At 57.4% G+C, this 15475-nt stretch carries 16 protein-coding genes; 9 read left to right on the top strand and 7 right to left on the bottom strand.

Annotated features, from left to right (window positions below; all coding sequences use genetic code 11):
• The coding region (locus tag IH881_17810) for a hypothetical protein (protein ID MCH7869554.1) at window positions 1–353 on the top strand (353 nt) is incomplete at its 5' end.
• Between the two features lie 73 nt (window positions 354–426).
• The gene (locus tag IH881_17805; protein MCH7869553.1) at window positions 427–1377 is read left to right on the top strand and encodes a zinc ABC transporter substrate-binding protein; all 951 of its coding nucleotides are present in this window, start codon (window positions 427–429) and stop codon (window positions 1375–1377) included.
• Here the strand turns inward: IH881_17805 and IH881_17800 are convergent.
• Complete coding sequence (locus IH881_17800) at window positions 1374–2417, bottom strand: hypothetical protein (protein ID MCH7869552.1); 1044 nt, start codon at window positions 2415–2417, stop codon at window positions 1374–1376. The two genes, IH881_17805 and IH881_17800, sit on opposite strands and share 4 nt — an antisense overlap.
• A 61-nt stretch (window positions 2418–2478) precedes the next feature.
• Here IH881_17800 and IH881_17795 point away from each other — a divergent pair, with 61 nt between their 5' ends.
• From IH881_17795 to IH881_17775, 5 genes are all read left to right on the top strand, one after another.
• The gene (locus IH881_17795; protein ID MCH7869551.1) at window positions 2479–2925 is read left to right on the top strand and encodes a hypothetical protein; all 447 of its coding nucleotides are present in this window, start codon (window positions 2479–2481) and stop codon (window positions 2923–2925) included.
• A gap of 12 nt (window positions 2926–2937) precedes the next feature.
• A complete protein-coding gene (locus tag IH881_17790) occupies window positions 2938–4677 on the top strand; it encodes a hypothetical protein (protein ID MCH7869550.1) in 1740 nt (579 codons plus the stop codon).
• Window positions 4678–5358 carry an ABC transporter ATP-binding protein gene (locus IH881_17785; GenBank protein MCH7869549.1) on the top strand — a complete coding sequence of 227 codons (681 nt, stop codon included), beginning with the start codon at window positions 4678–4680 and terminating at the stop codon, window positions 5356–5358.
• The gene (locus IH881_17780; protein MCH7869548.1) at window positions 5355–6536 is read left to right on the top strand and encodes an ABC transporter permease; all 1182 of its coding nucleotides are present in this window, start codon (window positions 5355–5357) and stop codon (window positions 6534–6536) included. Before IH881_17785 ends, IH881_17780 begins: the two co-directional genes overlap by 4 nt.
• A 289-nt stretch (window positions 6537–6825) precedes the next feature.
• Window positions 6826–8061 (top strand): BamA/TamA family outer membrane protein, encoded by a 1236-nt coding sequence (locus IH881_17775; GenBank protein MCH7869547.1) that lies wholly within the window; start codon window positions 6826–6828, stop codon window positions 8059–8061.
• 99 nt (window positions 8062–8160) lie between these two features.
• Here the strand turns inward: IH881_17775 and IH881_17770 are convergent, their stop codons facing one another.
• The 4 genes from IH881_17770 to IH881_17755 all read right to left on the bottom strand — a co-directional run bounded on the left by IH881_17770 (window position 8161) and on the right by IH881_17755 (window position 12241).
• Window positions 8161–9399, bottom strand: coding sequence for an outer membrane protein transport protein (locus IH881_17770; GenBank protein ID MCH7869546.1), 1239 nt, complete (start codon window positions 9397–9399; stop codon window positions 8161–8163).
• A gap of 515 nt (window positions 9400–9914) precedes the next feature.
• Window positions 9915–11282 (bottom strand): hypothetical protein, encoded by a 1368-nt coding sequence (locus tag IH881_17765; GenBank protein MCH7869545.1) that lies wholly within the window; start codon window positions 11280–11282, stop codon window positions 9915–9917.
• A gap of 8 nt (window positions 11283–11290) precedes the next feature.
• Window positions 11291–11869: a penicillin-binding protein activator LpoB gene (locus tag IH881_17760; GenBank protein ID MCH7869544.1), complete on the bottom strand. Its 579-nt coding sequence runs from the start codon at window positions 11867–11869 to the stop codon at window positions 11291–11293.
• Between the two features lie 279 nt (window positions 11870–12148).
• Window positions 12149–12241, bottom strand: coding sequence for a hypothetical protein (locus IH881_17755; GenBank protein MCH7869543.1), 93 nt, complete (start codon window positions 12239–12241; stop codon window positions 12149–12151).
• A 434-nt stretch (window positions 12242–12675) separates the two neighbouring features.
• Here IH881_17755 and IH881_17750 point away from each other — a divergent pair, with 434 nt between their 5' ends.
• Window positions 12676–12825: a hypothetical protein gene (locus tag IH881_17750; GenBank protein MCH7869542.1), complete on the top strand. Its 150-nt coding sequence runs from the start codon at window positions 12676–12678 to the stop codon at window positions 12823–12825.
• An 84-nt stretch (window positions 12826–12909) separates the two neighbouring features.
• On the opposite strand, the gene IH881_17745 is transcribed toward IH881_17750, so the two are convergent.
• Window positions 12910–13248, bottom strand: a complete 339-nt coding sequence (locus IH881_17745) for a hypothetical protein (GenBank protein MCH7869541.1) — start codon at window positions 13246–13248, stop codon at window positions 12910–12912.
• A 173-nt stretch (window positions 13249–13421) separates the two neighbouring features.
• Between IH881_17745 and miaA the strand changes: the two genes are divergently transcribed.
• Window positions 13422–14099 (top strand): tRNA (adenosine(37)-N6)-dimethylallyltransferase MiaA, encoded by a 678-nt coding sequence (miaA, locus tag IH881_17740; protein MCH7869540.1) that lies wholly within the window; start codon window positions 13422–13424, stop codon window positions 14097–14099.
• A gap of 181 nt (window positions 14100–14280) precedes the next feature.
• On the opposite strand, the gene IH881_17735 is transcribed toward miaA, so the two are convergent.
• Complete coding sequence (locus tag IH881_17735; protein ID MCH7869539.1) at window positions 14281–15153, bottom strand: GHKL domain-containing protein; 873 nt, start codon at window positions 15151–15153, stop codon at window positions 14281–14283.
• Window positions 15154–15475 lie beyond the last annotated feature (322 nt).

Below are 15475 nucleotides of genomic sequence, written 5' to 3'. Positions count from 1 at the left end.
AGATCGCAACTCTGATCCAGAACTACTTCAGCTACGCCGGGGACGGCGATCGTGACACGGTCAGATTGTCGAACATCCAATACTTCTACTACTACTCGCTCAGCGATGTGATGTCGGTCGGCGCCGGCCCCAACATCATCGTGAACTGGGAGGCCAAGAAGGGCGACAAATTGACCCTGCCGATCGGCATGGGCATCAATCGCACCTTCCAGTTCGGCAAAATACCGGTGCGCCTCGGTGTCGAAGCGTTCTACAACATCGTCCGACCCGATAGTATCGGCTCGAACTGGGACGTCCGTTTCATGGTCATTCCCGCGGTGCCTGCTGCGCTCTTCAAGTGGACAGGTTTGTAATCACGACAGTGCAAGCAGGACCCGCGCCAACTGATGAAGCTTCGAGAGCCAGCGGTTGGCTTTCGGAGACTCCGTGATCTCAGGACGATTCTACAAGCGCGCCGCCGCTAGCCTCGCGACTGCCCTCATGCTTGCGGCGTGCAGCGAAACAGCGATATCTCCAGAGTTCACTGGCGATCGGGATGAGCGGCTCGTCGTTTACGCGGTCAACTATCCCCTCGCCTGGCTCGCGGAACGGATCGGCGGAGAGTTCGTCGCGGTGGTTCTTCCGTCGCCCGCGGACGTGGACCCGGCCTTCTGGTCACCGGATGCGGAGACGGTCGCCGCCTACCAGCGGGCCGATCTCATAGTTTTGAACGGAGCCGGTTACGCTCGCTGGGTAAGCCGTGCGGCGCTGCCGCATTCGCGAATGGTTGACACCTCCGCAGCCTTCGCGGACCGCTGGATTTCCATCGACGACGCAAGCACACACGGCCACGGGCCGGAAGGCGAGCACACCCACCAGGGGTGGGCGCACACGACCTGGTTGGACCCCACGCTGGCTGTCGAGCAGGGACGCGCGATCACCGAAGCGTTGGTGAGCGCGCTACCCGAAGATGAGGCGGCGATCCGTACCCGCTTTGAGCAAGTGACGGGAGAACTGACGGCGCTCGACAGCCGCCTCGTGGCCGCTGCGAAACGGTTGGACGGTGTCCCCCTCCTTTTCTCCCATCCCAGCTACCAGTATCTGGTCGCGCGCTACCACCTGGATGCTCGCGCGCTGCATTGGGAACCCGATGTGAACCCCAGCGAGTCGGAGTGGGTGGCCTTCGAGGCCCTCCTCGTCGAGCACCCCGCGCGCGCGCTGCTCTGGGAAGCCGAACCGTTGCCGCAAACGGCGGCGCGCCTCGAGGCGCTGGGCGTGAGGAGCCTTGTCTACGATCCGTGCGCCGACGCCCCGGAAAAAGGTGACTTTCTATCGGTGGCAGGCGCGAACGCGCAGGCGCTAGAAGAAGCGGCCGGAATGAGGCAAGGGGGTTACTAACGGACTTCCTCTCCCGAAGGGTTCATCCGTGGAATCCCTTCACACAAATTCGCGTCTTTGGCCAGGTCCTCGGTGACGCGGCGTGCGATCTTCGCTCCGATGGCGCGTTTAGTGCCGATACCAAAGCCGTGCCACCTGTTCACCCACGAGCGATTCACGTAGAAAGCCAAAGTGCCCTCCTGAACCGGAAGCAGGCCGATCACGACCTGGCCGATGTTCAGGAAGTGCGAGGCGTAAAATTGGCGCTCGACGACGATCTCCGAGTGCTCCGACACGGCAGAGAGCCGCTGGTGGAGCATCAAAACGGGCCGTCCCAGTATCTGGGTCCGTGACCAGAAGAGGAACTCCCGCCCGTTGGGGACGTCGCCTTTCGGATAGTTGAGCAGCGCCTGATAGTACTTGGGCATAAACTTGCGGAAGGCGCCAGCCGCATCGGTCGCCCGGCGCAGGTCGCTTGCCGGCGACTCTCCCTTGGCTTCTCTATTTCCGCGCGCGAAGGGCGCGACCCCATCGAGGCCCCGCGCACGGTACGAACGAATCCGCTGCGCAAACACCTCGCGGAGTTTCGCCTCGACGATCGCCAGTTCCTCTCCCTTTGCAGGCGCGAGCGCACGAAAAGCAGCAATCTCCTCATTGGAGAGATTGATGTCGAAGCCGGGCTCGGCCTCCAGATAGCGGCGGGCCTCGCGCACGTTTCCGCCGAGGTTCAGTGCAGCGAGCGAACCTTCGATGTCCCTTGGATCGATAGGGCCCGATGTATCCTTGTACTTGTCGGGCATCGTTACGCGGCTGTTGCGCGCGAACTCGAGAGAGCTATCGCGCCCGAGCGGGATCAGGCACGCCGCGGCAGCGCCGAGTTCCCGTTTCGAGATCTCAATAACGTCCGACGTGACGAGCTTTCCGTCGAGAACGGCCTGGATCTGCTCGTGGTTGAGCGGTGTTTCGGCCAGGACTTCCCGTGCGAGGGGCTTCGCCAGAGCCGCTTGCGGAAAAAGCACCACGACAATCAGAGCCCAGCGCGCCGCCGTTCGGGTCTTCATGGCGCTCCTCCTGCCTTTCGCCGAGATCCTGGCCGACGGGAATGCCAGACAGGCGCCCTGAATGGCACATCAGGGCTGCGCTCCACTACTGTTTAGGCTCGCCTTAGCCATGAGCATAGGGAATGCGTTGACTGTTAAATATCAATATGACGAGAAGTCAAAGATAGTTTACGTGCACCCGGGTGATTGTATTTCCTTGAGTTCAATAGAAGAATATTTTAGCGAACTCCTTTCAGACGAAGGTGTGAGGCCAGGCTTCGTCGAGGTCCTCTACTTTAATGAAGTAAGGGATTTCGATTTTTCATCAAATGAAGCTCTTTCAGTTCAGCGCTTGATCGCAAACTTTGTAAATCAAAAGCAGTACAAAGGTATTGTATTCATCGCGAAAAATGATCTTCAATATGGGATGGCTCGTATGTTCGGATCAATCTTGGACGAGCATCTTCCTGTAACGATTGTTCGGTCCGAGGATGAATCCAAATCTGAAATCATCAAACTACATGGCTAGGAAGTCTGCGCTTTGACCTTACCGCCCCTCGAACCGACGAGGAAATTGGTCGTACGCATATTGCTGTTGTTCCTTTTGGGCGAACTCTTCGTCCCGGGCCTCGCCCGTGCGGACGCGATCGTTTGGAACCAGGCGATGAGCGCCTCGACAATTGCCGAGTTCTTTGTCGAAGAAGAGCGGGTCGTGGTGGAGCTCGAGATCGGCATTCCCGATTTTGAAGCTTTCCAACTCCTGCTGCCGAACGAGGTCTACGAGCGGCTGGGAAATTCGCCACGATCTTGGCCCGAGCGACTCGAAATTTTCTTCGCGGAGGCCTTTCCCATTGTCCCTTCTGGAAACACGCCGCTACGCGGACGCGTCGTCGAGATGGAGTCACGTCCGCGCCTGCGCCGCGATCCAATCTCCGGTGAAGCAGTGTCGACCTCCGAGGATCAAGACGAAGAGATCATCATCTTCGTACGGCTCGAGTACTCGTTAGAGGCGCCGCCTGCAGCACTCACGTTCTCCGCGCCAGTGGGTGCCGGTATAGGATTCATCGTCTATCACGAAGGGATCGCGGTAAACGATTTTCGCTATCTCGCTCTTTCGCAGACGCTTCACCTCGACTGGGCGGACCCCTGGTACAGTCGCTTCGAAAACCGCAACCTACGTCGCCGATACTTCGCGCCAATGAGCGGCTTCCTCTACATCGAGCACTACGAGGTGCGCAAAGAAATCATCGCGCGCCCCTTCGATCTCCAAAAATGGGTGGACCTCGGACTCGAGGGGCGGCAAACGATTCCCGTCGAGATGCAGGCCGAACTCTTGCGGAAGGTCGCCGCCTTCCTGCACGACCACCACGTGGTTGAGATCGACGGAGTGGCGGCCCCGCCCGAGCTTGCGCGCATCAATTTTCTGGAGCGCACGCTAAAAACAAGCCGAGTGGTCGACCCACCTCGCGAGCTCGACATCCACGCGGCCATACTGGGGGCGATCTTCGTCTACCCGATCGACGGCTTGCCCGAGCGCGTCACCCTGGACTGGGATCTCTGGAACGACCAGCTCGAAACGGTCCCCGCGGCGAGCGTCGATCAGGCGGGCTCACTGCCCGTCCTGCTGCAGCGAGACTGGCGGGTTCTCGAGTGGCGTAACTTTCTGAAGAAGCCCGATCTCCCGACCTTGTACGTGCTCGAGTCGCCGCCCAGCACACTGGAACGCGCAATGCTCCCGGGGCGATGGGTCTTCGTGGCTCTCGCTTGCTTCGCGGGACTTCGCGCAGCGCGCGTTCGCAGTCGGGCGACCGCCGGCCTTGCAGCCGCAACCTTGCTGCTCACGGGGCTTGCGTTCTGGGGAAGTTGGAACACAGGGCTCAGCGACCCCCGCTACCGCGAGTTGGTGGGTGGCCTGCTTCACAACGTCTACCGCGCCTTCGACTTCCGCGACGAGAGCCGTATCTACGATGTCCTGGCTCGAAGCGCACACGGTGACTTGCTCGAGCAGCTCTTCCTCGAAACGCGGCGCGGGCTCGAACTCCAGAGCCAAGGCGGCGCACGCGCCCGGGTAAAGCGAGTGGAACTCATCGACCTTGCGGTCGCGCCAGCCGCGGGCCGCGCGTTTACGGCCGTCGTCGCTTGGAACGTGGCGGGTTCTGTCGGCCATTGGGGGCACATCCACGAACGCCGCAACCGTTACCGCGCCGAGCTGGACGTGGCACCGGTCGACGGGGCCTGGAAGCTCGTGCGTGTCACGATCCTTGAAGAAGAGCGAATCTAAGTGGCTGAAGTCTCGGTCGCCATCTCTAATCTGGAATTCCGCTACGGCGAAGGAGACTTTGCCTTGCGTATACCCGAATTACAGGTCGCGCGAGGCGAAGCCTTGGCGTTCGTCGGCCCGAGTGGCTCGGGGAAGACGACGCTTCTCCACTTGATTGCCGGCATCGTGGCTCCCGTGGAGGGCCGTATCGTCACCGAGGGTGTCGAGGTCTCGGCACTCTCTGAACCTGCGCGGCGAGACTTTCGAGTGGGTGCGATCGGCATGGTCTTTCAGGAGTTCGAACTGCTCGAGTACTTGAGTGTGTTCGACAATATCGTGCTGCCGTATCGCATCAACTCTACGCTTCGCCTCAACGGTCGCGTGCGTGCGCGCGCGCACGAGTTGGCCGACCGACTTGGAATCGCAAAACTTCTGGGCCGCCGCCCGGCGCAGCTCTCCCAGGGTGAACGCCAGCGGGTGGCCGTGTGTCGGGCGCTCGTCGTCGATCCCCCGCTACTGTTGGCCGACGAGCCGACGGGCAACCTCGATCCGGCGAACAAGCTGCGCGTTCTCGATCTGCTCTTCGACGTGGCCCGCGAACGCGGTGCCACCCTCGTCACCGTGACCCACGATCACGAATTGCTCCCACATTTCGACCGTGTACTGGATTTCAAGCAGTTCACGACGAGTGATTCGCCGTGAGTGGGGCCGTTTATCTCGCCTGGCGCTACATCGCCCACCACCGCGTGAAGACCAGTATCCTGGTGGGCGCGATCGCGCTGATCGCCTTCCTACCGGTGGGTCTTTACGTCATCGTCGGGGAGAGCGCGTCGGCGCTCACAGCTCGTGCGGACGCGACACCTCTTTTAGTCGGGGCCCGGGGTAGCTCCCTCGAATTGGTGCTGAGTTCGCTCTACTTCGGTAGCGAGTCCCAGGAACAGACGCGCTTCGCCGAAACCGAGCGCGTGGCTGCGTCGGGGTTCGCCGATCCCATCCCGTTATACGTGCGCTTTCGCGCCGGCGACCAACCGATCGTCGGGACGACCCTCGAGTACTTCGATTTTCGCGGACTCCACTTCGCAGCGGGTCGGCGCTTTGCGCTGCTCGGCGAGTGCGTTGTGGGGGCAACGGCGGCACAGCGCCTTGGCGTTGGGCCAGGCGACGCAGTGCTTTCCTCGCCCGAGAGTGTCTTTGACCTCGCCGGGGTCTATCCGCTCAAGATGCGTGTCAGCGGTGTGTTGGAGCCCACGCAAGGACCAGATGACGCGGCCGTCTTCGTCGATGTGAAGACGGCCTGGGTGATCGCCGGTCTGGGCCACGGCCACCAGGATCTTGCGGCGTCCGGCGCCGACGCCGCGGTGCTCGCCCGGGCGGGCGGGCGGATCACCGCCAACGCTTCAGTGGTCGAGTACAACGAGATCACGCCGGAGAACGCCGAATCGTTTCACTTTCACGGCGATCTCGCGGACTTACCCCTCACGGGAATTTTGGCCGTTCCCCACGACGAAAAGGCGAGGGTGCTACTGATGGGTCGCTACGAGGAGCCCGGCCTCGCTGTCCAGATCGTGCGTCCGCGCGCCGTGATGGACGAACTGCTCGAGACAGTGATTATGATTCGTAGCTACGTCGTGGCAGCACTCACCACTGTGGCCGTAGCCACGCTCGCGGTGGCGAGCCTCGTATTTGGACTCTCGTTCCGCTTGCGGCAACGGGAGATCGAAACGATCGTCAAGATCGGCGGTTCGCGCGCTGCTGTCATCGGCCTGCTCGCTTCGGAGGTGGTCTTCGTACTCGTATTCGGCGCGCTGCTGGCGGGTCTACTCACCGGGCTGTTCGCCCGATATGGAGACAGCGCTATCCGTGCATTGTTTTTCGCGTGACAAGTCACATGAAAAGAGCAGAGTAAGTCATTGCCCGAGCATCCTCCAAGCGACACGACCTTGAATGCTAATTAAATCGGCCAGCTATGTGTCGCCGGCAGTGGGGTTTTAGGTATGCTCGGACTCAACATCCGAATGTTGAGATGAGTCAGCCTGTGATGCTCGCGTCGCACTGAAGTCGCGTTCTACAAGTTGCCGTGTTTCCCGTCAGCAGAACTCGGACTTTTGGGTCCTCGGAACTTTGAGAAGATCGCTGCGAGCGAAGCCGGTCTTCGGCTAGGATTTCGCAATGCCGATGTGGGCTGCCCGTGGGATTTTCGTTTCTGGATCGATTCTGCTCCTAATTTGCGTCGGACCGGCCCTTGCGGAGGAGACCGCCGGCTCTGAAGGGCGCGCCGAAGACTTCGGACTCTTCAGATCGACGATCGACATGGACGCCCTTGAACGGGGCGAATCCGGCCTGCAGGACCCACCTTCGGATGTGCTGGGCGACGACGAGACTGGCGGGCCCGAGGATAGGCGGGGTGAGCCCTTCGTGGCGCCGATCCCGTTTCGCAGCCCCACTCTCGGCTGGGGCGGCGCCCTCGTGGGTGGCTACATCTTTCGCATTGATCCCGAGGACCGTGGATCTCCGCCGTCGAGTGTGGCGCTCGCGGGGTTCGGATCGGAGAACAAGAGCTTCGGAGGTGTGCTAACGGGCCTCTTCCACATTAGCGAGGACCTGTGGCGGGTGACCTCCGTCTTCAACGCAAATCGGATCAACTACGACTTCTACGGTATCGGTAGCGAGGCAGCCGATCGGGGCGACAAGATCGAAATCCAGGCCGACACACTTATGGGCAGCCTCGAGGTCCTACGTCGACTCCCGGAGCAGCTGAAGATCTTTGGCGTGCCGATCTTCCTGGGCCCCAGCGTCGAGGTCAGCCGGACCGAGAACTCGGTCAGCAAGGGCGTCCTACCGCCGGGCGTCTCCAGCTCGGAGCTGGACGAGACCCGCATCGGCTTCGGCATCCACCTTCAGCGTGACAGCCGAGACGAATCCTTCTTCCCGATGGCAGGCAGCTTGAGCGATCTCGACTTCAAGTTCTTCGATAGCGGAATCGGGAGTGACTTCAGCTACCGAGTGTGGGATGTCTCGTATCGCCGCTACGACGAGTTGTGGAAGGATGGCGTGCTCGCCTTCCGGGTCTTCGGCCGCTTCACCGAGGGAAACACACCTTTCTCTGATCTGTCGCAACATGACCTGCGTGGGTACGAGCCCGGTCGCTACCAGGACGCGATTCACCTGGCGGGCGAGATCGAGCTCCGACAGCATTTGTACAAACGCTTGGCGGGCACGGTCTTCGCCGGTCTCGGCCAGGTGGCGCCCGCAATCGATGATTTGAGCGATGACCGGCTGCTCTGGAGTGCCGGTTTCGGTTTGCGCTTCCGCCTCACCGAGCAGAATCGCATGAACTACCGTGCGGACGCGGCCTGGGGGCGAGACGGCTTCGAGTTCTACTTCTCGCTCACCGAAGCCTTCTAGTGACGCAATTCTATCGCCGACACTTCAGGAGTTCGATGACCTCCTGGGGTAACGAAGAGCCAGCTCTCGTCCAAGCTGGCGTCGAGTCCTACCGCGGGCTCAGAAACTGGCCTTCCCGTTCCAGGGCAGCTGCGCCATGTTGAGGTTCAACACGAAGAACAAGATCTCGTTGTCCTTGTAGTCTCCCTTGAGCGCAGTGCTGTCGATCTTGCTCTTGCCCAGGTTTACGTATTGGAATGCGAATCCGATGGTCTTGCTCTCGCTCCAAGCGTAGGTTCCGCCAATTCCCCAACGCCATTGCTCGTCGATGGGTAGCGCCGGGGTGCGGTCTTTCGTGCCCAGCGCCGAGGAGTCGTAGCTGAGTCCGGTTTGCACCATCCACAATTCGTTGAGCTGATAGTGGACGCCTGCGCGAAGCTTCCACGAGTCCTTGAAGCCGAGTCGGACCTCGGTTTCCACGGGGCCGATATCAATGTCCGTGTCTTTGAGTGACGACCAGAACTCGACCGCGGTTCCGAAGGAGAACGCCAGGTCGTCGGTCGCCTGCCAGATCGCGTCCGCACGGATCGCGTGGGCCAGGGGCAGCTCGAGACTCAGGTCCAGTCCGTCGGGGGCCAAACCTTTGAATTTCCCTTGAAGCTTCAGCTTCGTCTCCGACTGATAGGTGAGGCCCACCCGGAACTTGTCGTTGGGCTCGATCAAGATCCCGACGAGGGCGGCCGCCGCCCAGTCGTCCAGGTCGTCGAGCTTTACGTTCACCTCTCCGCCCACCCCATCTGGCACCTTGAGCTTCCAGTCGAGGGTCGCATAAGTGACGGTTGTTCCGACGCCCACGGAGAGCCAGTCCGTGAGCTTGAAGGCGACAGTCGGAACGAAGCTGAGCGTGAAGAGCTGGATGTCCGTGACCTGGTAGCGACCCGCCCAATCGCTATTGGGAGAGAGGGCCGCGCCCGAGATCGAGAAGAGCCCCATACCCGCGCGAATGCGATCCGAGACCTTGTGCACGTAGGAGCTGCCCAGCAACGGAATGAAACCACCCTGGCCGCCTCCGTTGTTGCCGGGGACGGGCGTGCCCGAATCCTGGTCGAACCTGACCACGCTGACCCCGGGCGCCATGCCCAGCTGGAGCTGGTGCGAATCGAGCCGCGTCATTGTGGCCGGGTTGGCGAACGCTGAGGCCGCGTCCTCGCCGCGAGCGAGACTGCCCGAGCCCGCCGCACCCATGTCTGACGTCGCGAACTCGGCAACGTACAGCCCGCCGGCAGCGACGGGCTGTACCCATGCGAGCTGTCCGATGAGCACAACGACCAACACCAGAAATATCGACTGTCTTGACATGCCTACTCCTTTTCCTCGTCCTCGTCCTCGGATCACGCCAGGCGCACGATCACGCTGCGGTTCGGGAGTTCACAGGCAGCGACGATGTTCTTCCGGTTCGTGTTCGTATTGCCGATTTGGCGATCGAAGTAGACACCAGCAGGGGACACGTTGTCAAGCGACTCACGATAGATTTCGCTGTTGTAGTAGCAAGCGAGGTCGCTCCGGGACCTTTCGCTACGGGTTCCCGCTCCTTCCCCTTCGAATCTTGCTGACGGGCTACACTCCCCAAATTGCCGCTGCGCTTGATATGGCCGCTGAACTCGAAGTAGAGCGCATTGGAGTCGGTCGCCGCCACGGCGTTCAGAAATAAAGCGTGCTCCACTGCTGCCACTCTCGTCACCGTCACTCGTATTGCCGCAGGAGGTAAGGAGGGTGGCTCCTGCCAGAGCGCGCACCAAAATCAAATGGCGATAGGTGAATCTCGACCGCAAATTTCGAGAAGTGGTCGCTCGTGTGAAATTACAAATCCAAGCTCAATGAAGCGGGGTCGCGACAATTACCGCAAAGCCACCTTTGGGTACGGTAACGTTGGTCGACCTCCAGGTGTGATCGCCGGTGCCGAGACCGATACGGACCCTGTGGTCTCCCGGATCGACGCGAATTCGGGCGGCGAAGAAGCGGCCCGGAAGCAGCGTCCAGGAACGCGTGTCGGGTTTGTCGGCCACCAGCAACGCCCCTTCCGCCACCACCGCAGCCAATACCCCGACCCCTGGACTCGCCTTTTGGCCGGCTTTCCGGGCGCCCTCTGCCACCAGCGCGCGGGCGATCATTCGGCTCACGGCCGCCGCAATGATCCGCGCTTTGACGGCCTCGTACTCCTTCGTGATATCCGCGCCCAGATCAGTGACCTGCTCCATCAGCACTCGTTTGCCATCGACGTGCACCGACGCCGTCGAGTAGATCCCCTCGGCGGGAACCAACTCGGGATAGACCACTACCTTGAGGGCCGACCGTTCGAGGATCTTGAGGTCGCCCGTGACGTATGCCCCGGCAATGCCCACGGCCGCACCGATTGGGATCCGTTTGGGCATCTTGTATGGCACGCGACCGATCGCAACGACAACCAGGATTTCTCCCTGCTCCGGATTCGTAGGCACGGAGTGGTAACGACTGGCGCCGCGGCTCAGGAAATCCGTCACGTTGGAACCACGGTACGAGACGGACTTGGACAGCTCGGAAATGGGGCCATAGAGAGTCGCGAGGTCACGACCCTCGAGGGCTTCGTCGTAGTAGCGCATCGCCGAGTTCCCCTCGCCGAGTTTCTCCATGACGAAACCCGAGACATAGGAACCAATCGCCCCGTGGGCGCTGTTCGGTTGATACTCCTTCAAGAAATTGCGCATCGTCGTAAAGCGCCGCACCTCGACCCTGGCACCCCGGAGATCTTTGTTCGCGAGGTAATTCAATACGTTGATCGAGTTGAGTGACAAGCGCTCGGTCGGCGAAATCTTGTAGAGCCCGGCACTATCGCTGTAGATGTACTTGCCGATAGATCCCGCGACGTCCCCAGTGAAGTCGAGGAGCTCAAGCTCCTTATCCGCAGCTTGCAGGTCAACCTGTGATGCGGCGTAGTCGGCTCGTGCCTGGTGAAGCATTCCTCGCTCGAGCAGAACGAGCGCATCGTTTTTGCGAAATGGGTCTGGGAGGGTCTTGCCGTCCTTGACCTTGAGCAGACTGTTTAACTGCTCGATCGCCTGGTCATAGTTGCCCGTGCGCGCCATCTCGCGGGCTTTGGCCGTGTTATTCGAGTAGGTGGCACAACCCGAAGCGAGCGCAACCAGCAGCAGAGCAGCAAGTGCGATTGAGGGACGCAGCGCGCTTGGAGAGATGCGACTGTTCACTAAGGGATTTACTTCTTGATGGCTTTGCTTCGGGCCGATTCATTCTGGAAACGAATCAAGCTGTTCTCGACCTCGATGACCTGGATGAAGAGGCTGTACTGAACCCGGCGAACCTTCTTGAGGCGCTCGTCGACTGCCCCCAACTTTCCGGTCACGTAATATTTCGCGCCCAGCTGGAGGCCAATTCTCGCGGCGCTTGCCGGGTCGATGTCTCCAGACTGCTGGTATACGACCTCCCGTATCATCTCGGCCTGTCGCTCACGGCTCACCACCCATACAGCACCACTGTTGACCAACGAAGTCTCGATCCCCGAGAGCAAGGTCTCCATCTGGTCGCCGAGATGTTCGCTAGTGTCGTTGCGAATTGGGAAGATCGTGATGAGGTGCGGATCACCGCGCTCGTTCAGGATCGTGGTGTTCCAGAAGCGCGAATCGTAAAGGGCTTTAAGATTCTGATCGACTAGGTAGTCGAGATCAGCCTTGTCGAGCCCGGTACTCAAAGCGGCATCATCTAGACGTGTATTGGCCGTGCCATGACCACCGCGACTGACCTTGGGTGCGCACCCGAGGACATTCAAGGAAAGCAACAGGATCGATACGAATCCAATCGCTATCCAACTGGATTTCACTGAAGAAAGGGCAAAAAGAGAACCCTCGGGTCGCCCTGACCATTTCGAACCATCGCTATGACTCCCCCTCAATTTCGACATCCGTATTCCATGGACGTATTCCATGGACCCACCAACGGTATCATCGCACTTTCTGCCGAGAACCGCATATCGATTCTCCGACGGAAGATAAATATTGGCCAACGAAAGCATGAACTGATCCACCTTTCGTAGTTTGCCACATCCTCGAAAATGCATTCAGCGAATCATGGAGAATCCTATTCGAGTCGCGTGTCGCAGTTCGCGAAAGTCGATCAAGCTCTCGGCATAGCCGTCGAACCGCTGGACCATGAAATACAACTCGATATTGGACCTGAGGAGCTTGGGTAGCGGAAGCTGATTTGGTACTTGCTCTTTTCCAGATCGGTCCCCGCAACGAAGTACATCGGCTCATAGGGGTAGAAGTTGAACGCGTAGGGTTGATAGTCTCTGCGAAGTCGATTCCGTTGAAGAAGTTTCGCCGGTCCCGTGGTTCTGATTTTGTCAACGGCGTCGCTGCAAAAGGTCGAAGGGCGAATCGAGGCGCATAGGTAAAAGAAGAGGCGTTTCACATCACACGGCCAAGTAGTGGACTGCCAATTGGGTCGAATTCATGTGTGATTTGACCCGATGCGGGGATGAGTGCTTCGATTCGAACTGCTTCTATATATAAGCCTCGATCTGCGCAGAGAGGTTCCGTCGCCTCTCTTCTTTTTCACTGTCTTTCCAGCGAGTTAGCTCCTACAGTGCCGCTGGGCGGAGGCTTTGGACGCGTTTTCTTGTTCGGCAAACAGCTACTCAACGCGCGGCTTGCCGCCTACTACAACGTCGAGAAGCCCAAGAATGCCTCGGACTGGATGCTCTCCGCCCAACTGACTTTCCTCTTCCCCCAATAGCCCCAAATGTCCGAATTCTGCTGACGAGATGCAATACAGGGGGTTCCCTGACCTGCCTCGGAGGGACGATTCTCTCGGCCTCGATCAGAGAGGCTTGAGCTGGCTAAGCAGATTGCTGAAGTTGTCGGTCCAGAGCCGAATGTGCATCAAGGCCTCTCGCTTGGAGTGAATCACTGCCATGCGAGCGGCTTTCAGCCCCATGTCTTCGTAGGCTTGAGGCAGCGCCTGCGCCAGCTTTGCGATTCGGTCGCCGTTCCGGCTCAGCAGCACCCACTTCGAGGGCAGGCTTTCATATTTTCGGGGAGCGCCGTTACTGCGGATCCGCAGACTCTCCAACCCCACTTCCATTCCCTGTCGTGCCACGATGTGCATCAAGTTGAAGAAGCGGTTGGCGTTCCGCGCCTCAATTATCCGATGACCCACGGTTGCCCTTTCCCCCAAGGTGCATTGGCCGATGCCAACCATGTGCGTTTGATAACAAGTGACGGTGATGAATTACCGCTACAGACGACCGTCTTAGCCACATGGCCAGATGGTTCTATCAAATGGTTACTGCTTGATACGCAGGTCAATTTGCGACCGAAGCAAGGAGTTGCATTAACGAAATATTCTCTCGCAAAAGACAACCCATTGTTGTTGGCGGTTCCGGACTTTACATTCGAGCTCTCGTAGACGGCCTTTCCGAACCAAAAGTAGCGGATCAAGAACTCAAGGCAAATCTGAAACAAGAAGCGAAGGAGAAGGGCTTGGAAGTCTTGTATGAAAGACTTCAGGTAGCCGATCCTGTAACCGCTGAGAAACTACACAGCAATGACTCGCAAAGAATTATGCGTGCTTTGGAAGTCACAGATTTGACTGAAGAGCCTTACTCTAAGTTTTTAGCCGCAACACCCAGGCCAGCAGAATTTGAGCCGGTTTTCATCGGTTTACACATGGACCGTTCCAAGCTGTATGAAAGAATCGAACGACGTGTTGATCTTATGTTGAAGCAAGGATTGCTTGGAGAAGTCAAAAACTTACAGGCTTTGGGTTACGACTCCGATCTTAATGCACTTCAAAGTGTTGGCTATCATGAAGCCATTGAATTCATTGCAAAGGAGTTGACTTATTCGGAAATGGTGACACTCATCAAGCAAAAAACCAGAAATTACGCAAAACGGCAAATGACCTGGTTTCGAAAAGATAAGCGAATTAACTGGATTGCAATCGATGACGAGACAGAGCTAACCGAATTAGCAGAAGAGATAATCAATTTGGGTTCTTCTGAGAATTAGTTGCAAAATTAGGGTGTCATTTCGAGCGAAGCGAGAAATCTGATTAGCGGGCAAATTGCCTAGAGGACTCATTTTATCCTTCAAAATATCGCATTCCAAGATTCAGATTCCTCCCGGAGTCCTGCCCTGAGCGCAGCCGAAGGGGTCGGAATGACACATGAAAGTAACTGAGAAATGTTAGTTATTTATGGACTATCGTTCTTCGTTCCAGTGGAAAAGTCAGGGTAAATTCTGTACCCTTACCCTTTGCAGATTTCATAATAATCTCACCGCGATGTTCTTTGACATTGGTTTTGGTAATAGAAAGCCCCAGGCCGGTGCCTTTGTCAATTTCTTTGGTCGTATAGAACGGGTTGAATAGATTTCTTTTAACTTCATCGCTCATGCCGCAGGCGTTGTCTTTGAACTTCACCGTGATTTGGCCGCGATCTTCTTGACAGCTTATAATAGTCAGCTGTTTGACGCGATCATCCGTTATTTTGTCAAACGCATCTTTGGCATTGCTCATCAAATTTTGAAAGACAGATTCCAGTTTGTTGGTGTGCCCCCAAATTTTTGGTAAATTATCGCCGAGCTGCAATTTTATGTTCACGCCCGAATTCTCCAATTGCGATTTCAATAAAATGAGCGAATCGTTGATCGGGTCGTTGATGTTCAGCTTTTGCCAGCCATCATCGGCTTCATTGCGCGTGTACTGACGTATGTGATCAACGATGATGCGCATCCGGTCGGCACAATGCTTAATGTTTTTTGCACATTCCATCACCAGGTTTTCATCACCGTAGGCGCCCTCAAGCGCATCGATGATTTCATCTGCTTCTGCGCTGACCACAGTTAACGGATTGTTTAACTCGTGGGCGATACCGGCGCCCATAGTTCCAAGTGTTGCCAATTTCCCAGCTTGTGCTAACTGGGCTTGCGATTCCTTGAGCTCGTTCTCCTTCTGCTTTAGAGAATATTTTAGCTCCGAGTTTTCCTTTAAAAGGAGTGCAACCGGTTCCTGTAGATCGGTTTCCGGAACATAAGTGATTTTTTTGTCTTTTTTTACATCCATTTGTGCAATTTTTTTAAAATTATTTCGTAAAAAAACTTGACAATATCTACTCTCTACACTATATTCATGCTGTTTTACGGAAATTTCAACTTTTGAGAGGTGCTTTATTATCGTCAAAAATCATCATAGAATTGACATCTTTTTTAGTTTTCCCGAAAAATAAGCTAATTAAAACCGCAAAGAGAAAGGTTTGAAGGTAAAATAGTTTGATTTCAAATTTATTCTTTTTGGGGGGTAGAGTTTAAACCCACCTCCTTTCTTTATTGAAACTAAACACGACATTATTAGTATAAAGCAATCATTTACATGGTTTTGTAACTAG

It is taken from the genome of Myxococcales bacterium, assembly GCA_022563535.1.
GTDB lineage: Bacteria > Myxococcota_A > UBA9160 > UBA9160 > UBA4427 > DUBZ01.
Note: the sequence above shows the minus strand (reverse complement) of the source record. Positions and strands in the feature narration are given on the sequence as shown.